Genomic DNA, 18,552 nt, shown 5'->3' with positions numbered 1-18,552 from the left:
ACGCCGCCGCGGCCCGGGGTGCTCCGGTGGCGCTGATCCTCATCCGGCGGCTCGGCCTGCTGCTGGTGTCGCTGCTGGTGGCGAGCGTGCTGGTGTTCGCGGCGCTGCGGCTGCTGCCCGGCGACGTAGCCCAGGTGATCGCCGGGACGCGCGCGTCGCCCGAGCAGGTGGACCGGATCGCCCACCAGCTCGGCACCGACCGTCCCCTGGTGATCCAGTACCTGCACTGGCTGGGCGGGGTGCTGAGCGGTGACGTCGGACACTCGGCGGTGAACGGCGTCTCCGTGTCCGGCGAGCTCGGGCAGAAACTCACCGTCACCGGGCCGCTGGTGGCCGCCGCGACCCTGCTGGGGGCGCTGGTCGGGGTTTCGCTGGGAATCGTGGCGGCGGCGCGCCACCGCCGTCGGTCGGGGATCGTGCTGTCGGTCCTGAGCCAGCTCGGCCTCGCGGTGCCGAGCTTCTGGGTTGGCCTGATGGCGACGACGGTCTTCGCGGTGCACTGGCGGTGGCTGCCCGCGGGCGGATTCCCGGCCGGCGGCTGGAACGAGCCCGCCGCCGCGGTGCGCTCGCTCGTCCTGCCGGTGCTGACACTGGCGCTGCTGGAGGGTGCGGTGCTGCTGCGGTTCACCCGCTCGGCGACTCTGGAGGTGCTGCACGCCGACTACCTGCGCACCGCCCGAGCGAAGGGGCTGACCCGGGGACGGGCGCTGCTGCGGCACGGGGTGCGCAACGCGCTGCTCCCGGTGCTGTCCGTGCTCGGGCTGGAGTTCGCGAGCCTGCTGCTGGGCGCGGTCGTGATCGAGAACGTCTTCTCGCTGCCCGGCGCCGGCCAGATGCTCGTCACCGACGTCGGCAACCGGGACCTGGTCAAGGTGCAGGGCACGGTCCTGCTGGTCACGGCCGTGATCCTGGTCGTCGGTTTCCTCGTCGACGTCGGGCACCACCTGCTCGACCCGCGCCTGCGGGACGCCCGGTGAGTGCGGGCGCGGGCGCGGGCCGTGGCGCGGGCGGCATCGTGCGCGGGGTGTTGCGCACCCGGTCGGGACGGCTCGGCGCCGCGCTGTCTGGCCTGATCGTCCTTGCGGCGCTGGTCTCGCTCGTCTGGACGCCCTACGACCCGACACAGGTCGATCCGGCCGACTCGTGGGCGCCACCGTTCGGCCGGCACCCGCTCGGCGCGGACCGGCTCGGGCGCGACCTGTGCAGCCAGCTGCTCGCCGGAGCCCGGATCACCCTGGCGGTCGCGATCGGCACGACGGCGCTCGCCGCTGTGATCGGGCTGGCCCTGGCGCTGTCCGCGGTCCTCCCCCCACCACCGGTCGCCCGCGGCGTCGTCCACCTGGTGGACGTCCTGGTCGCCTTCCCGCTGCTGCTGATCGCGCTGGTGCTGGCCGCGGTCTTTCCCGGCCGCACCTGGACGACCGTGGTGGCACTGGGGCTGGGCCTGGGAGTGCAGGTCGGCCGGGTCACCCGCGGCGAGCTGCGCCGGGTGCTGGCGACCGACTACGTCCTGGCCGCCCGCGCCGCCGGGGCGGGAACCGGGCGGATCGTCCGCCGCCACCTGCTGCCCAACGTCGCCCCGACGCTGTGGGTGCAGCTCTCGCTGACGGCCGGGGTCGCGGTGGTGGCGGAGGCAGCGCTGTCCTACCTGGGTCTCGGTCCGCCGCCGCCGGCACCGTCCTGGGGCCGCAGCCTGCACGACCTGCAGCCCTACCTGACGCTGCGCCCACTGGTGCTGCTGTGGCCGGGGCTGGCCATCGTGCTCACCGTCCTCGGCTTCAACCTCCTCGGCGACGGCCTGCGCGAGGCCGCCGACCCGCACCTGCGTCCCGCGCCGCACACCGCTGTGGATGGTGCGCCGTGACGGCCGGGGCAGGCGGGGGCGCGGAGCTCCTGTTGGAGGTCACCGACCTGCGGGTACGGATCGGGAGGACCCCGGTTGTCGACGGCGTCGGGCTCCGGGTGGCGGCCGGGGAGCGGGTCGGGCTGATCGGCGAGTCCGGATCGGGCAAGTCGATAACCGCGCTGGCGATCATTGGGCTGGCCCCGGACGACGCGGTCGTCCGCGGCAGTGTCCGCCTTCGCGGCCGGGAGCTGGTCGACCGCTCCGACCGCGAGCTGTCCCGGATCCGGGGCGCCGAGGTCGCGATGATCTTCCAGGAGCCGCTCAGCGCGCTCAACCCGCTCATGCGGGTCGGGCGGCAGATCGCCGAACCGCTGCGGGTGCACCGCGGGTACTCGCGCCGGGCCGCCGACGCGGCCGCCCTCGACCTCGCCGAGCGCGTCGGCCTGCCCGATCCCGAGCTGCTCGTGCGCGCCTATCCGCACCAGCTCTCCGGTGGCCAGCGCCAGCGGGTCGGCCTGGCACTGGCGCTCGCCTGCCGCCCGGCACTCATCCTCGCCGACGAACCGACGACCGCACTCGACGTCACCGTGCAGGCGGAGATGCTCGGCCTGCTGACCCGGCTCGTCGACGAGACCGGCGCGGCGCTGCTGTTCATCACCCATGATCTGGCCGTCGTCGCCGCCACCACGCGCCGGCTGGAGGTGATGCGGGCGGGCCGCCTCGTCGAGTCCGGAGCCACGGCCGACCTGCTGCGCACCCCTCGCCATCCCCACACCCAGGCACTGCTCGCCGCTGCCCGCGCCGCCGCCTGGCCGCCGGCCGGCACCGTTCCCCCACGGGAGCCGGAGGACGTGCCCGGCCCGTCGGACCCCGAGGCGGTCGTCCGATGACGGTCCATCCGAAGCCGCCCCACCCCACGTCGGCCCACCCCACGTCGGATCGTCCGGCGTCGGATCGTCCGGCCAGCCGTCCGGCGCAGGGACCCGGTACCATCCCGCTCTTCGAGGTGGCGGGGTTGTCGAGGTCATACCCGCTGCCTCACGCGGGCTGGCGGGCGGGCGGTCGTCCTGGTGGGCGCCGCGCCCGGCGGCAGGCCGTGCGGGACGTGACGCTGACACTGCCGGCGGGCTCGAGCCTCGGGATCGTCGGGGAGTCCGGCTCCGGCAAGTCGACCCTGGTACGGCTGCTCCTCGGGCTCGACCGGCCCGACTCCGGCACGATCCGCTACCGCGGGCGGCCCGTGCGCGCCTCCCACCGATCCCGTGACCTGCGCTGGCTGCGCCGCGACGTGCAGGTCGTCCTGCAGGACCCGGTGGCGTCCCTGGATCCGCGGCTGACCGTCGGTGCGATCGTCGCCGAACCGCTGGAGTGCCTGCGGATCGACGAGGATCATGGTGCGCGCGTCGAGGAGGTGCTGGCCGCCGTCGGCCTGCCCGCGGACGCGCGCGATCGGTTTCCGCACGCGTTCTCGGGCGGGCAGCGGCAGCGGATCGCGATCGCCCGGGCGCTCGCGCCCTGGCCGCGGGTACTCGTCGGGGACGAGCCGGTCAGCGCCCTGGACATGTCGGTCCGGGCCCAGATCCTCGACCTGCTCGGCGAGCTGACGGCCGCGCACCGGCTCGGGCTGATCCTCGTCTCGCACGACCTCGGCGTCGTGGCCCGGCTGTGCGACCAGGCGGCGGTGATGCGCGCCGGCGAGATCGTCGAGCGTGGGCCCACCGCCGCCCTGCTGACACATCCCACGCATCCATACACGCGCGCGCTGCTCGACGCCGTCCCCCGCCTGCCGATCGGTTGACGGCGACGGAGATCAGCGTGGCGGATCCCACACCTAGCGATGACCGGCCCCCGGAGTCAGGGCCGGTCATCGCGGCGCCGGCTATCGCGGCAGGCGGTTGACCGCGGCGATGACGGCGTTGACCGAGGCGGTGAGTACGGAGGTGTCCTGGCCCGCGCCCCAGCTGTCCGTTCCGTTCCGGCTGACCTGGACGTAGGCCGTCGCGAGGCTGGTCCCGCCGCGTTCCATGGCGTGTTCGCTGTAGGCGACGATCTCCGCCTCGACGCCGACCCCGGCGAGCAGGGCTGTCAGCGCCGCGAGCGGACCGTTTCCGGTCGCCTTGGCGCTCGTCTCAATGCCGGAGATCGACAGCTCGGCGGTGAACTCGTGCTCGCCCGCGGCTGTCTCGGTGGTCCGCCAGGCGGACAGGGTGACTGGCCCGTCGTGCACGGGCGCCAGGTAGCGGGTCTGGAACATCTCCCACAGTTCCTTGGGCATGAGCTCTCGGCCGTCGCGGTCGGCGGCCTGCTGGGCGACCCGGGCGAAGTCGACCTGCAGGCTTCTGGGGAGTTGCAGGCCATGGTGCAGGTTCAGCAGGTGTGCGATGCCGCCTTTTCCGGACTGACTGTTCACCCGGATCAGAGCCTCGTAGGTACGCCCGACGTCTGCGGGGTCGATCGGCAGGTACGGCACGGCCCATGGAGCCCGGCCCGCCGGCGCCGCGAGTTCGGTGGCGCGGGCCGCGTGATGCGCGAGGCCCTTGCTGATCGCGTCCTGGTGGGTGCCGGAGAAGGCTGTGTACGCCAACTCACCACCGTAGGGGTGCCGCGGATGGACCGGCATCCGGTTGCAGTGCTCGACAGTCTCCCGGATGACGTCGATGTCCGAAAAGTCGATCATCGGATTGACGCCCTGGGAGTAGAGGTTGAGCGCGAGGGTGACCAGGTCGACGTTGCCAGTGCGCTCGCCGTTTCCGAACAGGCAGCCCTCGATCCGCTGCGCGCCGGCGAGCAGTGCCAGCTCAGCGCACGCGACCCCGGTGCCGCGGTCGTTGTGCGGGTGGACGGAGAGGATCACCGAGTCCCGTCGGTCCAGGTTGCGGTGCATGTACTCGATCTGGTCGGCGTAGATGTTCGGTGTGGAGATCTCGACCGTCGCCGGCAGATTGTGGATGACCGGCCGTTGCGGACAGGCGTCCCACAGTTCAGTGAAGGCGTTGCAGATCTCCAGCGCGAAGTCGGGTTCAGTCGCGTTGAAGACCTCGGGGGAGAACTGGAAGCGGACGTCCGGGCAGTGCGGTGCCTCGGCGAGCCGGGCCATGTGCCCGCCGGCGTCGCGGGCCAGCGCCAGCAGGTCCGCGCGGTCGCGGCCGAGGACGACCTGCCGCCAGACCGGGGCCGTGGCGACGTAGAGGTGGACCACGACCCGGGGCATCCCGTCGTTGCTCGGTATCCCGGCAATCGACTCGAAGGTCCGTTCGATGAGGTCGCGCCGTGCCGGCGTGAACACCACCACAGTGACGTCCGGTGGTATGGCGTCGTCCTCGACCAGGTGCCGGACGAAATCGAAGTCGGTCTGGCTGGCCGAGGGGTAGCCGATCTCGATCTCCTTGAAGCCCATGGCGACGAAGAGGTCGAACATCGTTCGCTTGCGTGGCGTGTCCATGGGCTCGCGCAGGGCCTGGTTGCCGTCCCGCAGGTCCACCGGAACCCACAGCGGCGCGGTGTCGACACGGCGCGTGGGCCAACTCCGGGCGGACGGGTCGATGCCGGGCAGGTCCACCCGCTCGTGGATGGGCTCGTACCGCTGGTGGGGCATGGAGCTGGGGCGCTGCGGATTCCAGGCGGGTGCGTGAGTCGGCCTGGTGCCCCGGGGTCGGATCAGCGTGGGAAAGCTGACCGCGGTGGCGAGGGAGGCGGGGGCAGTCCCGGGCACCGTCGCGGCAGGCAGCCTGGAGGAATGAACGGACATGGGAGTGGTCGGCCTTTCGGCTCGGTCGTACTGGTCGACCGGCAGCACGACACTCACCGCGGCGGGGTGCCGGTCGCGTCAGGCCCCGCCGCGGCGGAGAAGAAGCAGCCACACGCCCAGCGTCACGGACGTACCATACTCCAGGTCTCAGCTTCTCTGACAACCTGTGGGGTCCGATGGCTCTCGGTGCACTGCATCCGACGTCTCTGGTCGACCAGGCGACCCAGCGCCTGCGTGAGCAGATCACCGCCGGCGAGTGGCCGGTCGGCACTCGCCTGCCCGGGGAGACCTCGCTCGCGGCGGCGCTCGGAGTGGGGCGATCCACTGTGCGGGAGGCATTACGCGCGCTTGCCGGGGCGGGGCTGGTGCGGTCCCGGCAGGGATCCGGCGTGTTCGTCATCGCCCTGGAACCGGCGCAGGACTGGCGGGAGGTGCTGCGCCGAGCCGCGGTCGCGGACGTCTACGAGGTGCGGATGCTGATGGAAGTGCAGGCGGTGCGGCTTGCCGCGCAGCGCCGCACCGACGTGGAGATGAGTGCTCTGTGGGCAGCCCTCGACCGGAGGCGCGAGGCGGCAGCCGGTGGCGACGACGAGGCCTTCGTCGACGCCGACATCCGCTTGCACGCGGCCGTGGTCGCGGCCGCGCGTAACCCCGTGCTCGACGGGCTGTTCACCGAGTTTCTTCCCGCTCTGCGCCGAGGGCTCGTCGAGGTGGTTGAACTTCTGGATCTTCGCGCCGCCGAGGTCAACCACGGCGACGCCGCGCACGCCGCCCTCGTCGAGGCCGTGGCTGCCAGCGACGGCGAGCGCGCCAGCGAGATCCTGCGAGCCGAGCTGGACCAGACGCTGAACCTGCTCCGAGCGCCGACAGCCTAAGCGGGCAGCCGTGATAGTCACACCAACACTTCTTGCATCCTGCTGAGCGGCCGACGTCTTCGCCGTGGAAGCGGAGGTCGCCGCCCACAGCTTCTCCCGTCTCGAGGAGCAGCACCTGGAGGAGCAAGCGCCGACCAGTTCTTCGGCCGATCAGTTCTTCGGGCACGCCGGGGCGGCGGATCGCCGCCGCCGCGGCGCGGGTTACCGCTGCCCGCGATCGTCCAGATCGTCGCCGGAGTGCCGTACTCGGATCTGCGACGGATTCGTTAGAGTTACGGCGCCCGGTGGATTTCGGGGGCCCTCAGGGCGTCTGCTGGTGCGCGGCTGACGGGGGGTCGCCGGTGACCTGGCTGGATGAGACAAGGGTCGCGGACATGAGCGGCGCCGAGCGCCGGACGGTTCGCGACGCGCTTCTGACCGCGTATCCGACCTGGGGACGGCTCGAGGAACTGCTTGACGGCCTCGACCGGCCGCTGAGCCGATACGCGGCCGAGTCCATGCCCCTGCCCGACGCGGTGTTCAGAGTTGTCGAGGGAGCGAGGGCCGAGGGCTGGCTGCCACGGCTGCTTGCCGACGCCGCCGCGGTCAATCCTGGCAACAACCACTTGGCCGTGGTCGTCCTTCGGTACCGACGCGCCATACCCGGCGACGACGCGCTGGAAGAGTTATCCGAGCCGCCCGTCCGCCGTCCTCCTGCGGACATCAGGCCGCGCGCGCCGCGCCGCCTCGCCACCACCCGCGGACGGCTGGCCACCTCCCTGGCCATCGGCGTGGCCTTAGCCGGTGTGGGTTTAGGGACCGGGCTCGCCATCGACTGGTCGGGCCCACACGGCCACGCGGGAACACCCAGCGTAGGGAGCCACTCCCCGGTCACGAACACGCGTCCCGGGAACGTCGCCCAGCCACGGCCGCTCGGACGGCTCACCGGCCAGGCCGGCGGCATACCGTCGGTGGCGTTCTCGCCGGATGGCCGGACCCTCGCCACCGCGAGTGCCGACAGGACCGTCCGGCTGTGGGACCTTACCCACCCCGCCCAGCCACGGCCGCTCGGACCGCCCCTGACCGGCAACACCGCCGAGGTCTGGTCGGTGGCGTTCTCGCCCGACAGCCGCACCCTCGCGGTCGCCAGCTATGACAGCACCGTCCGCCTGTGGAACCTCACCAGCCGGGAACGGCCCTCGCCGCTGGGCCCACCGCTCACCGGTCCCGCGGGCCCGCTGTACTCCGTCGCGATCTCCCGGGACGGCTGCCTGCTCGCCGCCGCCAGCGACGACCGCGACGTCTGGCTGTGGGACACCACTGACCCGGCGAATCCGACCCGCCTCACTCCACCGCTGACCGGCGCCACCGCCCCGGTCGTCGCCGTGGCGTTCTCGCCGGACGGCCAGACCCTCGCCGCGGCGAGCGACGACCACGCCACCAGACTGTGGAGCCTCGTCGATCCAGCACACCCACGCCCACTGGGCGGACCCCTCACGATCGACACGGGCGCCGTGTTGTCGGTCGCGTTCTCCCCTGACGGCCGCACCCTCGCCGCCGGCGACCACGACCACACCATCCGGCTGTGGAGCCTGGCAGACCCGTCGAACCCGGTACCGATCGGGAAACCGCTGACCGGCCACACCGGCGCAGTGTGGGCCGTCGCCTTCGCCCCCGACGGCCGCACCCTGGCCAGTGGCGGCGGTGACAGCACCGTCCGTTTCTGGGACGTCACGGACCTCGCCCACCCCCACCCCGTCGGCCGCCCGCTGACCGGCCACACGGGCGCGGTGTGGTCCGTCGCGTTCTCCCCCGGCGGTCACGTCCTGGCCACCGCCGGCGCCGACGGCTCCGCACGGCTGTGGCAGTTCCCCTGACGGAGAAGGCGGTGACCATGGTCAGACTGGACGATGCGATGGTGCTCGGCATGAACGGCGCCCAGCGCCGTGCCGTACGAGAGGCGCTCGTCGTCGCGTACCCGAGCCGAGGCCGGCTCGAGGCGCTGCTTGACGGTCTCGATCGGTCCCTGGCCCACTACGCGGCCGACCAACTACCCCTGCCCGACGCGGTGTTCGCGGTAATGGCGGGAGCCAAGGCGGAGGGTTGGCTCCCGCTGCTGTTGGCCGAGGCTGTTGCGGTGACTCCTGACAATCGCCAGCTCGCGGACGTCGTCGGCGACTTTCAGGTCGGCGACTTTCAGGTCGGCGCGGCGACGACCGGCCGCGCGCCCACCACGCCGCCGTCGGACTGGGCCGTGATCGGCGCGCTGGCCGACGAGTTTCCCGATCTTCCGGCCGCGCGTCCACTGATCAGCCAGGCGGGGCTCCCACCTGGGCGCCAACCCGCGTGGAACGTCGCCGACGCCGAGACGTTCTGGTCGGAGGTCCACCGCCTGCTGGTCGACGGGGCTGTCGTGGACGGCTGGCCGAAGGTCCTGCTCGCGGCGCATCGCGCCCGCCCGGCGAACCCGGTACTCGCCGCCGCCGTGTCGGCGGCCGGCGCGACCGGGAATCCGGGGTGGCGCGAGATCAGCGGGAGGCCGTGACCTCGGTCCGGACACCGCCACTCATCGAGGCGGCGCGCTGCGTCGGAAGAGCGGCGACGCCGGCCGGCGTGCTCTGCGCGTGCACCAGGATCGCGTGCAGCTCCTGGCGGACGAACGGCGACAGGGCGGGGTCGAGCAGTACCGCGAGCTCGCGCCGCCGGGCACGCTCCGCACGAAACCCGACGACCTTCAGCCGCAACGAGGAAAAGGATTCACGGACGTACATGGGAACTCCTCCTGTGAGAATTCCAGGGGTAACGGACCACTGCCATCACCCCACACCATTGTGCCCCGGGTGGGAACACATGGACCCCGGATGACGACGTGATCTGTACTGCAGTCGCACATAAACCCGGAAATATGACCTGGGCCACGTAATGGCGCTCACACGAAAGGGGCGAGATACCGAATCAGCGTATCGGCCGTCACATTGTATCGGCGGTCACGTTGTATCGGCCCGCGGGGCGGCGCCGAGCGCCGCCTCAAGGCCGTTGAGGCGGAGCAGCGTGCCGCCACGCAGGTGGGCGACGTCGTCTGCACCGTCGCCGGTCAGGACGAGAAACACGTACTGTTCCGTCCAGCGCAGGTCGGTCCGCGTCGGTACCTCGCGACCACCACCATCGGGCCCGTCCCGTTCGGACTCGGCGGACGCCGCGGTCCGCGGCCTGAGTTCGACCGTCACCAGCGAGATCCACCGTGGGCGATCGTCGACCACGGCCTCGTAGGTGAACACGACGCGCTCGTCGGGCACGATGTCGAGGAAGGACCCGCGGTACTCCAGGCGCTGGGTGAGATCACCGGCCACGAACGTGTTGCCCGCGGACTCCGACCCACCGACACGGAAGTCCAGCTCATGCGTAGCCGTCGCCGTGGGGCCCGGCAGCTTCGCCCACCGCGAGCGCAGCTCGGCCCTGGCGAATCCGGCGAACACCCGAGCCGGGGACGCTGCCAGCGTCCGTTCCAGCGTGAACGAGCCATGCAGCGCCATGGTTCTCCATCTTGCCCTGGCTGTGGCCGCAACCGCCTGACCCGGTTCCGCGGGCCGTTCCGCGGGCGGTTCCGCGGGACCGCGGTTCCTGGTCTCTTCGGTGGTTACCCACGGACGGCGGGGCGCCACGACGCCAAGCCCGACCCGCACGCCAGGGCAGACGCAGCAGGGCGGGAAGCTCAGCGACGCCGGGCAGGTGGTGGGTGTGGCGCGCCTACCGAGGTGACCGACGCCCTGGGCCCCGGTCAGGACGCCGACGACCGCGCCGGCTCCGGCGTTGGTGCCAGCGCAATGCCGGGCCTCGTGGTGGCATCGGCAGTTGCCATCCCCACCGGCACGCCGCGCGCGTCCCCGCCCAGGCACAGCAGGAACGCGCAGCAGAGCAGCGCCCCCAGCACGCCGAGGATCCGCGCCTCCCGCTCGGCCTGCCGCTCCCAGGCCGCCCGCACCGCCTGAGGATCGATCTCCTCCGGACGCTTGCGGCGACTACCCATCCGCACCCGCCGGCCAGCACTCGACTCGTCTGCCGCGGCCCGATCCGCCGCCGTCACCGCCGCGAGGCGCCCTGCCGTCACGCGATCAGTTTACGGCGGACGGTAGGCGCCGCTCGGGTGCCCTCGCCGGGCGTGGGCAGGGCGCGGCCGGCCAGATCAGGCCGGCCCGGAGACTGCCTGCCGGTCGGCGGCGGGGTCGAGGATGAGGGGGAGGTGCTTGAGGCCGGGCTGGTTGCTGGAGTAGCTGCGGACGACGCCCGCGTGGTCCACCTGATAGTCGGGATAGCGGGTGAGCAGCTCCTCGAAGGCCACCCGCGCCTCAAGCCGGGCGAACGCCGCGCCGACGCAGAGGTGGATGCCATAGCCGAAGCCGAGCTGGCGACCGACGACGCGGCGGATGTCAAAGGTCTCCGGATCTCGGTGCGCCCGCTCATCGTGGCAGGCCGAGCCGAGCAGCAGCAGGACCCGACGCTCGGCCGGGACAACCGTGCCGTGGATCTCGACGTCGCGGCTGGTCCACCGGCCGGTGTACTGGGCGGGTGGGTCGATGCGCAGCATCTCCTCGACCGCGCCCGGGATCAGACTCGGGTCGTCGACGAGCTCGCGGCGGGCGTCCGGGGAGGCGGCGAGGCGCACCGCGCCGGTCGAGACGAGTTTCTTGACCGTCTCGTGGCCGGCGAAGGTCAGCTCGATCAGCCGGCCGAGGAGCTGGGTGTCGGTGAGGAACCGCTCGGTCCCCGCGTCGTCGACGACCGGTGTGTGCACAAGCAGGCTGATGAGATCGTCGCCTGGTTCGGCACGCCGCTGCGCGACCAGGGTGAGGAACAGTCGGGCCAGCTCCTCACCGGCCGCGACGGAGGCGGGCGGGCGCACACCGGGCGGATCGGTGGGTGCGCGGTCGAGCAGGCGGAAGCACAGGTCACGCACGCGCAGGCGCTGATCGACGGGCAGTGCGAGCAGCTCGGCGATGATGGTCAGGGGCAGCTCGGCCGCGAAGCCGTCGACCAGGTCGATGCGGCCGGTCTCGGCCGCCGTGTCGAGCAGCCCGGCGGCGACCTCCCGAATGCGGGGTTCGAGTTCCTGCACCCGCACGGCGCTGAACCGCCGCGCGAGGATGCGACGGTTCCACTCGTGCTCGGGCGGATCCCGGGTGAGCAGCGTGTCGAAGCCCTTCTCCACGCCTTCCAGCGTCGTGCCGTGCGCGTTGCGGAACGTGGCGTGGTCGAGCAGGCCGTCCACCACGTCCTCGTGTCGGGAGAGGGCGTAGAAGCCGTGCTCCGCGTTGTGGTAGACGGGCGCGTTGTCCCGCATCCAGCGATAGGTCGGGTACGGGTTCTCCGCGATGGCCGGAGAGAAGGGGTCGTAGTCCACGTTTCGCTCCGAGGCAGGATGAACGACGGTCAGTGCGCGCCGGCGTCGGCCGGCAGGAGACGTTCCGCGGGAGGCGTGCCGACCTCGTCGTAGAGCGCCGCGAGGCTGTCCGGGGCGAAGAACTCGTCGCTGGAGAGGCCGCCGCCGACCATTGTGAAGAACTTTCGCTGGTAGCTCGGGCTCCTGCTGACGGCGCCCAGCACCGAGGCGAGGAACGGCGACAGTGTGAGTTCCGACATCGCGACGGTCAGCCCGAACACGCCGGCGCTGTCGCGGTCGCGGCGCCGGGCGTACTCGGCGACGGCGTCGTCGATCGGGACGTCGCCGGACAGGCCGAGGTGCAGCTGCTCCGCCAGCAGTTCGCCGTACACGAAGGCGTCGGTGATGCCCCAGCCGGTCAGCGGATCCTTGTGGTAGCCGGCGTCGCCGACGAGGGCCCAGCCAGGGCCGTGGGACCGGCGGTAGAAGTTGTCCGCGTAATGGATCGCCCGGAACGGCTCCTCCTGCCGGCCGTTCGCCCGCAGGTCCGCGCCGAACTCGGGCGCCACATGGTCGAACACGGCCTGGAACTCGGCCTCGGGGTCGGCGCGGAACGTGCGGTAGGCGTCCCGCTTGCGCATGACGACCAGCATCATCAGGTCGTCGTGGGTGCGGCAGGCCGCGAACTGCCGCTCGTCGCGAATGAGGTTCTGGTGCGACCAGTCGATGCCGGAGAAATAGGAATAGTAGACGAATCCGGTCGCTGGAACGGCACGGTAGACATCCGCGCCTACCCGGGCGGCCACCGTGGAGTTCACCCCGTCGGCGCCCACCACGAACCGCGCGTGGAACTCCCGCTCCCCGCCATCGGCCATGCTCGCGCGAACACCGGTCACCCGGCCGTCGGCGGCGAACAGCAGGCCGACGACGCCGCACCGTTCGAGAACCTCCGCGCCGGCCTCGCGAGCGGCGTCGACGAGGAGCGCGTCGAGAACAGTGCGCCGCGGGCAGCAGACCTCGGTGATGCCCTCGATCGGATCGGCGAATCCCTCGACCACGAGGTCACCGCTGGCGAACCGCATCCGCCGCAGCGCCGGCATCCCGGTCGCGCGCAGCCGCTCGAGCAGCCCCCACGCGTTCAGCCGGGCCAGCCCCGCCTGGTGGATGAAATGCGTCGACACGGTGTCGCTCGGAAAGGCCGCCCGATCGACGACGAGGACCCGGTACCCGCGGCGCGCGAGCAGCATCGCCACCGGCGACCCCGCGCACCGCGCCCCCACCACGATGACGTCATACATCAGGAGTACCTCTCCAGCACGGCACCGACCACGCCTCGCACGTCCGACGACAGACCCCGCCAGCCCGAACCGATGTCGTCCGCATACGGACGCCGATAGTCCGTGTGCTGGGCGCCGGCTCCCAGAAGTCGTGGCATGTACAAGGAGTGGAACTGGATGGAAAGTTTGAGCCCGGGCACGGTCGCGACGGCGACCGGGCCCTTCCCCAGCGACAGGGCGTCAAAGATCTGCAGTTCCGTGCGATCGGTGTGATGCACGACGATCGCGACCCAGCCAGTGCCTCCGTCTGGGTCCGGCACAAACACCGGAGACTCCCCCGCCGTACCTGACGGAAACGACCACGCCGACTGTTCGGTCATGGTGTCCAGATCGAGGCAGACCAGCGAGGACGGTATTTCCATGGTGGGCAGCGCGTCGATCGGCACAGCCCGGTATGGATGATCCCGATAAAGGTCCACGACCCGGGTGACCAGCATTCCCGGGTCGCATCCCCAGTAGGCCTGCCACAGGTGGCGGCCCTTCTCCAGCGCCGGCGCCCGCATGTCCCGGCTGTAGAGCAGCGTTGCCCAGTGCCGGTCGACGTCGAGGAACGTGCGGCTGTCGCGGACCTCGCCGGTCCGGCCGTCGATGACGTACCGCCCCACGGGTGACGCGTCGACGGGCGCGGACACGAATCCGCGCAGCCCCTTCGCGACGGGCTCGCCGCTACCCCAGACCCGGTCGCTGTCGCGCAGCGAGTAGTTCAGGTCCCAGCCGTTGGAATGCGCCAGGTACAGCGTGACGTCGTCGCCGTCCTGCCGGTAGTCGGCGAAGTGGTGGAACGACTCGCGCGGCACCCGTGCGTGCACCACCGGTACGGCGCGCCCGCGCCGCTCGCGGGTCAGATCACGCTTGGCGACCAGGTACACGTCGGTGAACGGCAGGTGCGGCCGGGTCCGGTCACGGCCCGCCACGCTTCCCGGCTCCGGCTGGAAGCCGATCTCGGTGAGGATGACGTAGTCCTGCGTGACCGTCACCTCGTGCACGCCCTGGACCAGGTGCGCGCCGGGCACGTACCAGGTGTCGATGTCGCCCTGGCCATCCCAGCGCACCACCCACAGCGGACCCTCGACCTCGGTGCGGGAACTGCCCCGTGGCCTCAGGTTGGTGTTGCACCACCACATGCAGCCCTCGTCGAGGTCCTCGACCGGATGGGCGGCCGTGCGCACCCCGGGCCACAGCGGATGCTCGACGACCTCCGGATACTCCCCGACGCCGCCGAGGTAGGAGGTGAACTCCCAGCTCACCGGGTCGATCTCGACCGGGCGCTGGGCCAGCCCGGTCAGCAGGAGCCGGTCACCGAAGGTGTGCGGTGCCACGTTGGTCATGGCCGGCCGCGACGTCGCCAGCAGCGCGGCGAGCTCCTGCGGCGGCAGGGCCGCGGACAGGCCCGCCAGCATCGCGAGGTCCGGGGTGACCACCCGGGCCGTACGCCAGTGCCGCCTCGCGAGGTCGACATGGGTGAGCAGGCCAGGCCCGGCGAACATGAAATCGACGGCGGTCGGCTGGGCCGGTCCGATGAGCAGGGCATGCCCGGACATTCCCGCCGGCCACTCCCCCGAGGTGACCGTCAGGTCGACGTCGTATTCCACGCTTGGTTCGAGAAGATGGTGCAACGCGTGGTCCATATGGACTTCCTCGTCGGAGAAGGAAAACGCGGACCGGAGCAGTCGGTCAAAAGCAACCTAGCCCGGCGTCCACGCACCGACATGACACCATCGAAAAGCGGGATCGTTCCATAGGGAGGCACCCGAACACGCCGCGGCCGGGTAGCGAATCCGATAGAAAGTGGTCCACTACTGCCGGGTCGCACCGCGTTCCGGCCCCCGGCCAGGGAGAAGAGACACTCCGTTGCTCGACACGACGCTCGAGGCCAGCCTCACCATTCCCCGCCCGCCAGCGGACGTCCACGCCTTCATGACCACCCCCGACAACTGGGCCGCCGCCTCCCCACTGACCGAGTCGATTCGCGGTGAGAACACCGACCGCCCGGCGACGCTGGGCACGACGTTCGTGGACGTGCTGCGGCTCGGTGAGGCCGCCATGACCGTCGAGGTCGAATGGACCGTCACCCGCGACGAGCCGGGGATCACCTGGCAGATCGCCACCGATCCCCCGGCCAGCTCCGACCCCGCTGACGGCCGGGTGCACGTCACCCTGACCTACGCCTACGCCGACAGCCCCCTCGGCACCGGCAGTACGCTGCTGACCCGGGTGGTACGCGCCACCTACCCCGGTTCCGCGCCTCTCCCGCTGGCCTACCGCGACACGTTCACCAACCAGGCCGCCGCGAACCACTTCCTTGCCGCGATGCGGGACACCATGCTGGCTCGCCCTCGCGGGATGTCCACCGCCATACCACGACAAGGCTGACTCGCCCCACCTCCTGGGGCCTGCTACGGTTCCGTCCGGCGTCGTCGCAGGTCAGAGGGGTTGTCCCGACGACACCGACCACGGCGGGTCCCGGTCCGGTCCCGCCGCCGCGGACGGGGGTTGGACATGGGACATCGATGGCGCGCGCTCGTCGCCGCAGCGGCACTCGGCTGGACGGCAGCCACGCTGGCGGCCTGCGGCACCTCCCCGTCCACCGCCGACGTGGCCGGCTCGCGGAGATGCGCCGCCACCGCCAGCGTCACCGACACCGCGATCAACCTGGGGCTGCTGTACTCGGGTAGCGGCGTCGGTGCCGATCCCAGCATCCAGTTCCGCGCCGGCGTGGACGCGCGCCTCGACGAGCAGAACGCCCAGGGCGGCATCAACGGCCGCCATGTCGCCTACGACCTGCAGAACGACGAGAGCCGTCCTGAGATGAACCTCGTCGTCGGCCGGCGGCTCGCCGAGGAGAAGCAGGTCCTGTCGATCCTGCAGTTCAGCGTGGCCCCGACGGGCGCCGCGGACCTGCTCGACAAGGCCGGCATCGCCACCGTCGAGGGCGTCGTCCCCAATCCGGTCAACCACAGCAATGTCTTCAGCTATTCGCGGCCGCTGTCCCAGCAGCCGCCGTCGAGCAACTGGGGCGAGTTCATCGCCCAGCACGGAGGCCGGCGCGCCCTCACCGTCTCGGTGGAGTTCTCCGAGGCGACGCAGGCCCTCGCCGGTTTCGCGGCCCAGAGCCTGCGCGCGGCCGGCATCAACGTCGTCGGGACGCTGCAGGCACCAGGCAGCGGTTTCGACACCGCCGCGTTCGGCGCACGGATCAGGGCGACGGGCGCGGACAGCATCATCGCCTTTGTCCCTGCCTCGATCTTTTACCAGATGGTGGCCGGCGCCCGGGCCGCCGGAGTGAACCTCACCGTCGCGCTTGGCAACATCGCCACCTACGACCCGACCGCGCTGGCCGGAGTCGGCGCCGCGGCGGCCGGCGCGTACTCGTTTCTCGACTACGCGCCGTTCGAGATCGACAGCCCGGCGCACCGCCGCTTCCAGACGGCGATGAACCTCTACTCGCCGCAGGCCGCCGGGCACCCCCAGGGCGTCTCGCTGATCGGCTGGATCTCCGCCGACCTGCTGCTGCGCGGCCTCGAGGCGGCCGGCCCCTGCCCAACCAGACAGACGGTGCTCGACGGCCTTCGCTCGGTGCAGAACTACAACGCCGACGGCCTGCTCCCCGCGCCGATCAGCCTGCGCAGCGGCATCGGCGCCATCGCGCCGTGCTACGACTACGTGCAGGTGAACCAGGCCGGCACCGGTTTCGACGTGGTCCGCCCCGCCCCCCAGTGCGGCCGAATCCTCTCCTGACTCCACCCACCCGGCTACCAACTGATCGCGCTGACGACTCGCGTCGCCCCGGCTCACGCGTCCGCTCACCCGATCGCCGTCCGGCCCGGCCGTACCAGCGGCCGGGCCGGGCCCGTGTGTTCCCGCGGTAACACGGTTTTTCGCCCTTCTGGTGATCGTCCCGACCGGGCTGGAACTTTTGCGTCAAGGGCAATCTTTTGAGTGTGGCTGAGCTGCCCGCCGGGTGAGGGGTGCCAGTCAGTCGCAGGTGGCCGCGGGGCCGGGGCCGAGGTCCTGGGCGACCCAGCCGCTGCCGCGCGGCACCAACGTCACCGTCTGCGCGCTGCGGGTGCCGGTCTCGCCGGTTGGCGTGCCGCGTCGCTGGAACTGCTGGCGGGAGCCGCCGAAGCAGTCGTCGATGACCACGTTCTGCGGGGGTGGATACTGTTGCCGGTTGAGTGCTAGATAGCGCTGATTGGTGCCATATGATGGTGGCTGTGAATCTCAAGGAGTGGGCTGCGGTGAACGGGGTCGGGTACTCGACCGCCCGGCAGTGGTTCCTTGACGGCAAACTGCCGGTGCCCGCCCGTCGGGTCGGGGGGCTGATCCTCGTCGACGAACCCGTGCCAGCGGCTACCAGCCTGACGGCGGTGTATGCCCGGGTGTCGTCCGCAGATCAGAAGCCGGACCTGGACCGGCAGGTCGCGCGGGTCGTCACCTGGGCGGCCGGGCAGGGCCTACCCGTTGGCCGGGTCGTCACCGAGGTCGACGACGACCTGGTCCGCGACATCACCGAGATCCTCACGTCGATGTGCGCCCGGCTGTACGGCCGCCGCGCGGCGGTGAACCGGGCCGCCCGCGCGGTCGCCGAGGCCACGAAAGACGGTCCGGCGTGAAGACGATGCAGGCGTATCGGTTCGCGTTGGACCCGAACGACGTCCACCTTGCCGGCCTGCGGCGTCACGTGGGCGCTTCGCGGTTCGCCTACAACTGGGGCCTGGCGCTGGTGAAGGCGGCGCTGGCGCAGCGCGACGCGGAGAAGTCCTACGGGTTCGACGGTGACGCGCTGACCCCGGTGCCGTGGACGCTGCCCGCGCTGCGGCTGCGGTGGAACCAGGTCAAGAACGACGTCGCGCCCTGGTGGACGGAGTGCTCCAAGGAGGCGTTCTCCGCCGGGCTGGACCAGCTGGCGCGGGCGTTGACGAACTTCTCCGACTCGAAGAAGGGCGTCCGGAAAGGTCGGCGGGTCGGCTTCCCGAGGTTCAAGAAGCGCGGGAAGGCCCGGGAGTCGTTCCGGTACACCACCGGTGCCTACGGTCCGGCCGGCGAAACGCGGGTGAAGCTGCCCCGGATCGGCCGGGTGAAGGTCCACGAACCGATGGGCGCTCTCACCGGCCGGCTCGCCGATGGCCGGGCCCGGATGCTCGGCGCAACCGTGTCGAGGACCGCCGGACGCTGGTACGTGTCGTTCACCGTCGAGGCCGACCGGGACGTTTCCGAAGCCCCGTCGGCCCGGCAGCGGGCCGCCGGGCCGGTCGGGGTCGACGCCGGGGTGAAGCACCTCGTCGTCCTGTCCACCGGCGAGCAGGTCGACAATCCGAAACCGCTCGCCCGCTGCCTGCGTAAGCTGCGCAGGGCGTCGCGGGCCTACGCCCGGTCCAAGCCCGGCAGCG

The 18,552-nt window shown here is 71.6% G+C and carries 19 protein-coding genes; 11 read left to right on the top strand and 8 right to left on the bottom strand.

What is annotated here, in order from left to right; all coding sequences use genetic code 11:
- Positions 1-26 precede the first annotated feature (26 nt).
- The 4 genes from AC6EXY_RS29780 (at position 27) to AC6EXY_RS29765 (ending at position 3,644) form a co-directional block, all read left to right on the top strand.
- Positions 27-977, top strand: coding sequence for an ABC transporter permease (locus AC6EXY_RS29780; protein WP_101831579.1), 951 nt, complete (start codon positions 27-29; stop codon positions 975-977).
- A complete protein-coding gene (locus AC6EXY_RS29775; protein WP_499818628.1) occupies positions 974-1,864 on the top strand; it encodes an ABC transporter permease in 891 nt (296 codons plus the stop codon). Before AC6EXY_RS29780 ends, AC6EXY_RS29775 begins: the two co-directional genes overlap by 4 nt.
- On the top strand, positions 1,861-2,736 hold the full coding sequence (locus AC6EXY_RS29770; protein WP_499818627.1) for an ABC transporter ATP-binding protein: 876 nt from the start codon (positions 1,861-1,863) through the stop codon (positions 2,734-2,736). The genes AC6EXY_RS29775 and AC6EXY_RS29770 overlap by 4 nt, the downstream gene beginning before the upstream one ends.
- Before the next feature lie 215 nt (positions 2,737-2,951).
- On the top strand, positions 2,952-3,644 hold the full coding sequence (locus tag AC6EXY_RS29765; RefSeq protein ID WP_499818626.1) for an ABC transporter ATP-binding protein: 693 nt from the start codon (positions 2,952-2,954) through the stop codon (positions 3,642-3,644).
- An 81-nt stretch (positions 3,645-3,725) separates the two neighbouring features.
- Here the strand turns inward: AC6EXY_RS29765 and leuA are convergent, their stop codons facing one another.
- On the bottom strand, positions 3,726-5,441 hold the full coding sequence (gene leuA, locus AC6EXY_RS29760; RefSeq protein ID WP_207770273.1) for a 2-isopropylmalate synthase: 1,716 nt from the start codon (positions 5,439-5,441) through the stop codon (positions 3,726-3,728).
- 329 nt (positions 5,442-5,770) lie between these two features.
- On the opposite strand from leuA, the gene AC6EXY_RS29755 reads away from it, so the two are divergent.
- The 3 genes from AC6EXY_RS29755 (at position 5,771) to AC6EXY_RS29745 (ending at position 8,993) form a co-directional block, all read left to right on the top strand.
- Positions 5,771-6,469: a FadR/GntR family transcriptional regulator gene (locus tag AC6EXY_RS29755; protein WP_101831581.1), complete on the top strand. Its 699-nt coding sequence runs from the start codon at positions 5,771-5,773 to the stop codon at positions 6,467-6,469.
- Between the two features lie 374 nt (positions 6,470-6,843).
- Positions 6,844-8,325 carry an effector-associated domain EAD1-containing protein gene (locus AC6EXY_RS29750; RefSeq protein ID WP_499818625.1) on the top strand — a complete coding sequence of 494 codons (1,482 nt, stop codon included), beginning with the start codon at positions 6,844-6,846 and terminating at the stop codon, positions 8,323-8,325.
- Between the two features lie 17 nt (positions 8,326-8,342).
- Positions 8,343-8,993 (top strand): effector-associated domain EAD1-containing protein, encoded by a 651-nt coding sequence (locus tag AC6EXY_RS29745; protein WP_133150647.1) that lies wholly within the window; start codon positions 8,343-8,345, stop codon positions 8,991-8,993.
- On the opposite strand, the gene AC6EXY_RS29740 is transcribed toward AC6EXY_RS29745, so the two are convergent.
- The 6 genes from AC6EXY_RS29740 to AC6EXY_RS29715 form a co-directional block, all read right to left on the bottom strand.
- Complete coding sequence (locus tag AC6EXY_RS29740; RefSeq protein ID WP_101831584.1) at positions 8,977-9,219, bottom strand: hypothetical protein; 243 nt, start codon at positions 9,217-9,219, stop codon at positions 8,977-8,979. The genes AC6EXY_RS29745 and AC6EXY_RS29740 overlap by 17 nt on opposite strands.
- A 216-nt stretch (positions 9,220-9,435) precedes the next feature.
- The gene (locus AC6EXY_RS29735; protein WP_101831585.1) at positions 9,436-9,981 is read right to left on the bottom strand and encodes an SRPBCC domain-containing protein; all 546 of its coding nucleotides are present in this window, start codon (positions 9,979-9,981) and stop codon (positions 9,436-9,438) included.
- Between the two features lie 245 nt (positions 9,982-10,226).
- Positions 10,227-10,556 carry a hypothetical protein gene (locus tag AC6EXY_RS29730; RefSeq protein ID WP_101831586.1) on the bottom strand — a complete coding sequence of 110 codons (330 nt, stop codon included), beginning with the start codon at positions 10,554-10,556 and terminating at the stop codon, positions 10,227-10,229.
- 75 nt (positions 10,557-10,631) lie between these two features.
- Entirely contained in the window at positions 10,632-11,846 is a 1,215-nt protein-coding gene (locus AC6EXY_RS29725) for a cytochrome P450 (RefSeq protein WP_101831587.1), read from the bottom strand.
- Positions 11,847-11,875: 29 nt separating this feature from the next.
- Positions 11,876-13,123 carry an NAD(P)/FAD-dependent oxidoreductase gene (locus tag AC6EXY_RS29720; protein WP_101831588.1) on the bottom strand — a complete coding sequence of 416 codons (1,248 nt, stop codon included), beginning with the start codon at positions 13,121-13,123 and terminating at the stop codon, positions 11,876-11,878.
- A complete protein-coding gene (locus tag AC6EXY_RS29715) occupies positions 13,123-14,790 on the bottom strand; it encodes a carotenoid oxygenase family protein (protein ID WP_499818624.1) in 1,668 nt (555 codons plus the stop codon). Before AC6EXY_RS29715 ends, AC6EXY_RS29720 begins: the two co-directional genes overlap by 1 nt.
- Positions 14,791-15,013: 223 nt before the next feature.
- Between AC6EXY_RS29715 and AC6EXY_RS29710 the strand changes: the two genes are divergently transcribed.
- Entirely contained in the window at positions 15,014-15,535 is a 522-nt protein-coding gene (locus AC6EXY_RS29710; RefSeq protein WP_101831590.1) for an SRPBCC family protein, read from the top strand.
- Positions 15,536-15,661: 126 nt separating this feature from the next.
- Positions 15,662-16,900, top strand: a complete 1,239-nt coding sequence (locus AC6EXY_RS29705; protein WP_101831591.1) for an ABC transporter substrate-binding protein — start codon at positions 15,662-15,664, stop codon at positions 16,898-16,900.
- Between the two features lie 237 nt (positions 16,901-17,137).
- Here AC6EXY_RS29705 and AC6EXY_RS29700 read toward each other — a convergent pair whose 3' ends face one another.
- Positions 17,138-17,305, bottom strand: a complete 168-nt coding sequence (locus AC6EXY_RS29700; protein ID WP_165818342.1) for a hypothetical protein — start codon at positions 17,303-17,305, stop codon at positions 17,138-17,140.
- A 71-nt stretch (positions 17,306-17,376) separates the two neighbouring features.
- On the opposite strand from AC6EXY_RS29700, the gene AC6EXY_RS29695 reads away from it, so the two are divergent.
- Together AC6EXY_RS29695 and AC6EXY_RS29690 are read left to right on the top strand one after the other, a co-directional pair.
- Positions 17,377-17,775, top strand: coding sequence for a recombinase family protein (locus tag AC6EXY_RS29695; RefSeq protein WP_499842440.1), 399 nt, complete (start codon positions 17,377-17,379; stop codon positions 17,773-17,775).
- A partial coding sequence (locus AC6EXY_RS29690; RefSeq protein WP_499819032.1) for an RNA-guided endonuclease TnpB family protein occupies positions 17,772-18,552 on the top strand: 781 nt, incomplete at its 3' end. The genes AC6EXY_RS29695 and AC6EXY_RS29690, both read left to right, overlap by 4 nt.

Source organism: Frankia sp. RB5, assembly GCF_059816245.1.
This window is presented reverse-complemented; position numbering and strand designations above follow the sequence as displayed.

Excerpts from the sequence above, each read along its gene's own strand:
- AC6EXY_RS29705 (WP_101831591.1), top strand. The coding sequence starts at position 15,662 with ATGGGACATCGATGGCGCGCGCTCGTCGCCGCAGCGGCACTCGGCTGG.
- AC6EXY_RS29740 (WP_101831584.1), bottom strand. The coding sequence starts at position 9,219 with ATGTACGTCCGTGAATCCTTTTCCTCGTTGCGGCTGAAGGTCGTCGGG.
- AC6EXY_RS29715 (WP_499818624.1), bottom strand. The coding sequence starts at position 14,790 with ATGGACCACGCGTTGCACCATCTTCTCGAACCAAGCGTGGAATACGAC.
- leuA (WP_207770273.1), bottom strand. The coding sequence starts at position 5,441 with ATGCCCCACCAGCGGTACGAGCCCATCCACGAGCGGGTGGACCTGCCC.
- AC6EXY_RS29745 (WP_133150647.1), top strand. The coding sequence starts at position 8,343 with ATGGTCAGACTGGACGATGCGATGGTGCTCGGCATGAACGGCGCCCAG.
- AC6EXY_RS29750 (WP_499818625.1), top strand. The coding sequence starts at position 6,844 with ATGAGCGGCGCCGAGCGCCGGACGGTTCGCGACGCGCTTCTGACCGCG.
- AC6EXY_RS29735 (WP_101831585.1), bottom strand. The coding sequence starts at position 9,981 with ATGGCGCTGCATGGCTCGTTCACGCTGGAACGGACGCTGGCAGCGTCC.
- AC6EXY_RS29755 (WP_101831581.1), top strand. The coding sequence starts at position 5,771 with ATGGCTCTCGGTGCACTGCATCCGACGTCTCTGGTCGACCAGGCGACC.
- AC6EXY_RS29720 (WP_101831588.1), bottom strand. The coding sequence starts at position 13,123 with ATGTATGACGTCATCGTGGTGGGGGCGCGGTGCGCGGGGTCGCCGGTG.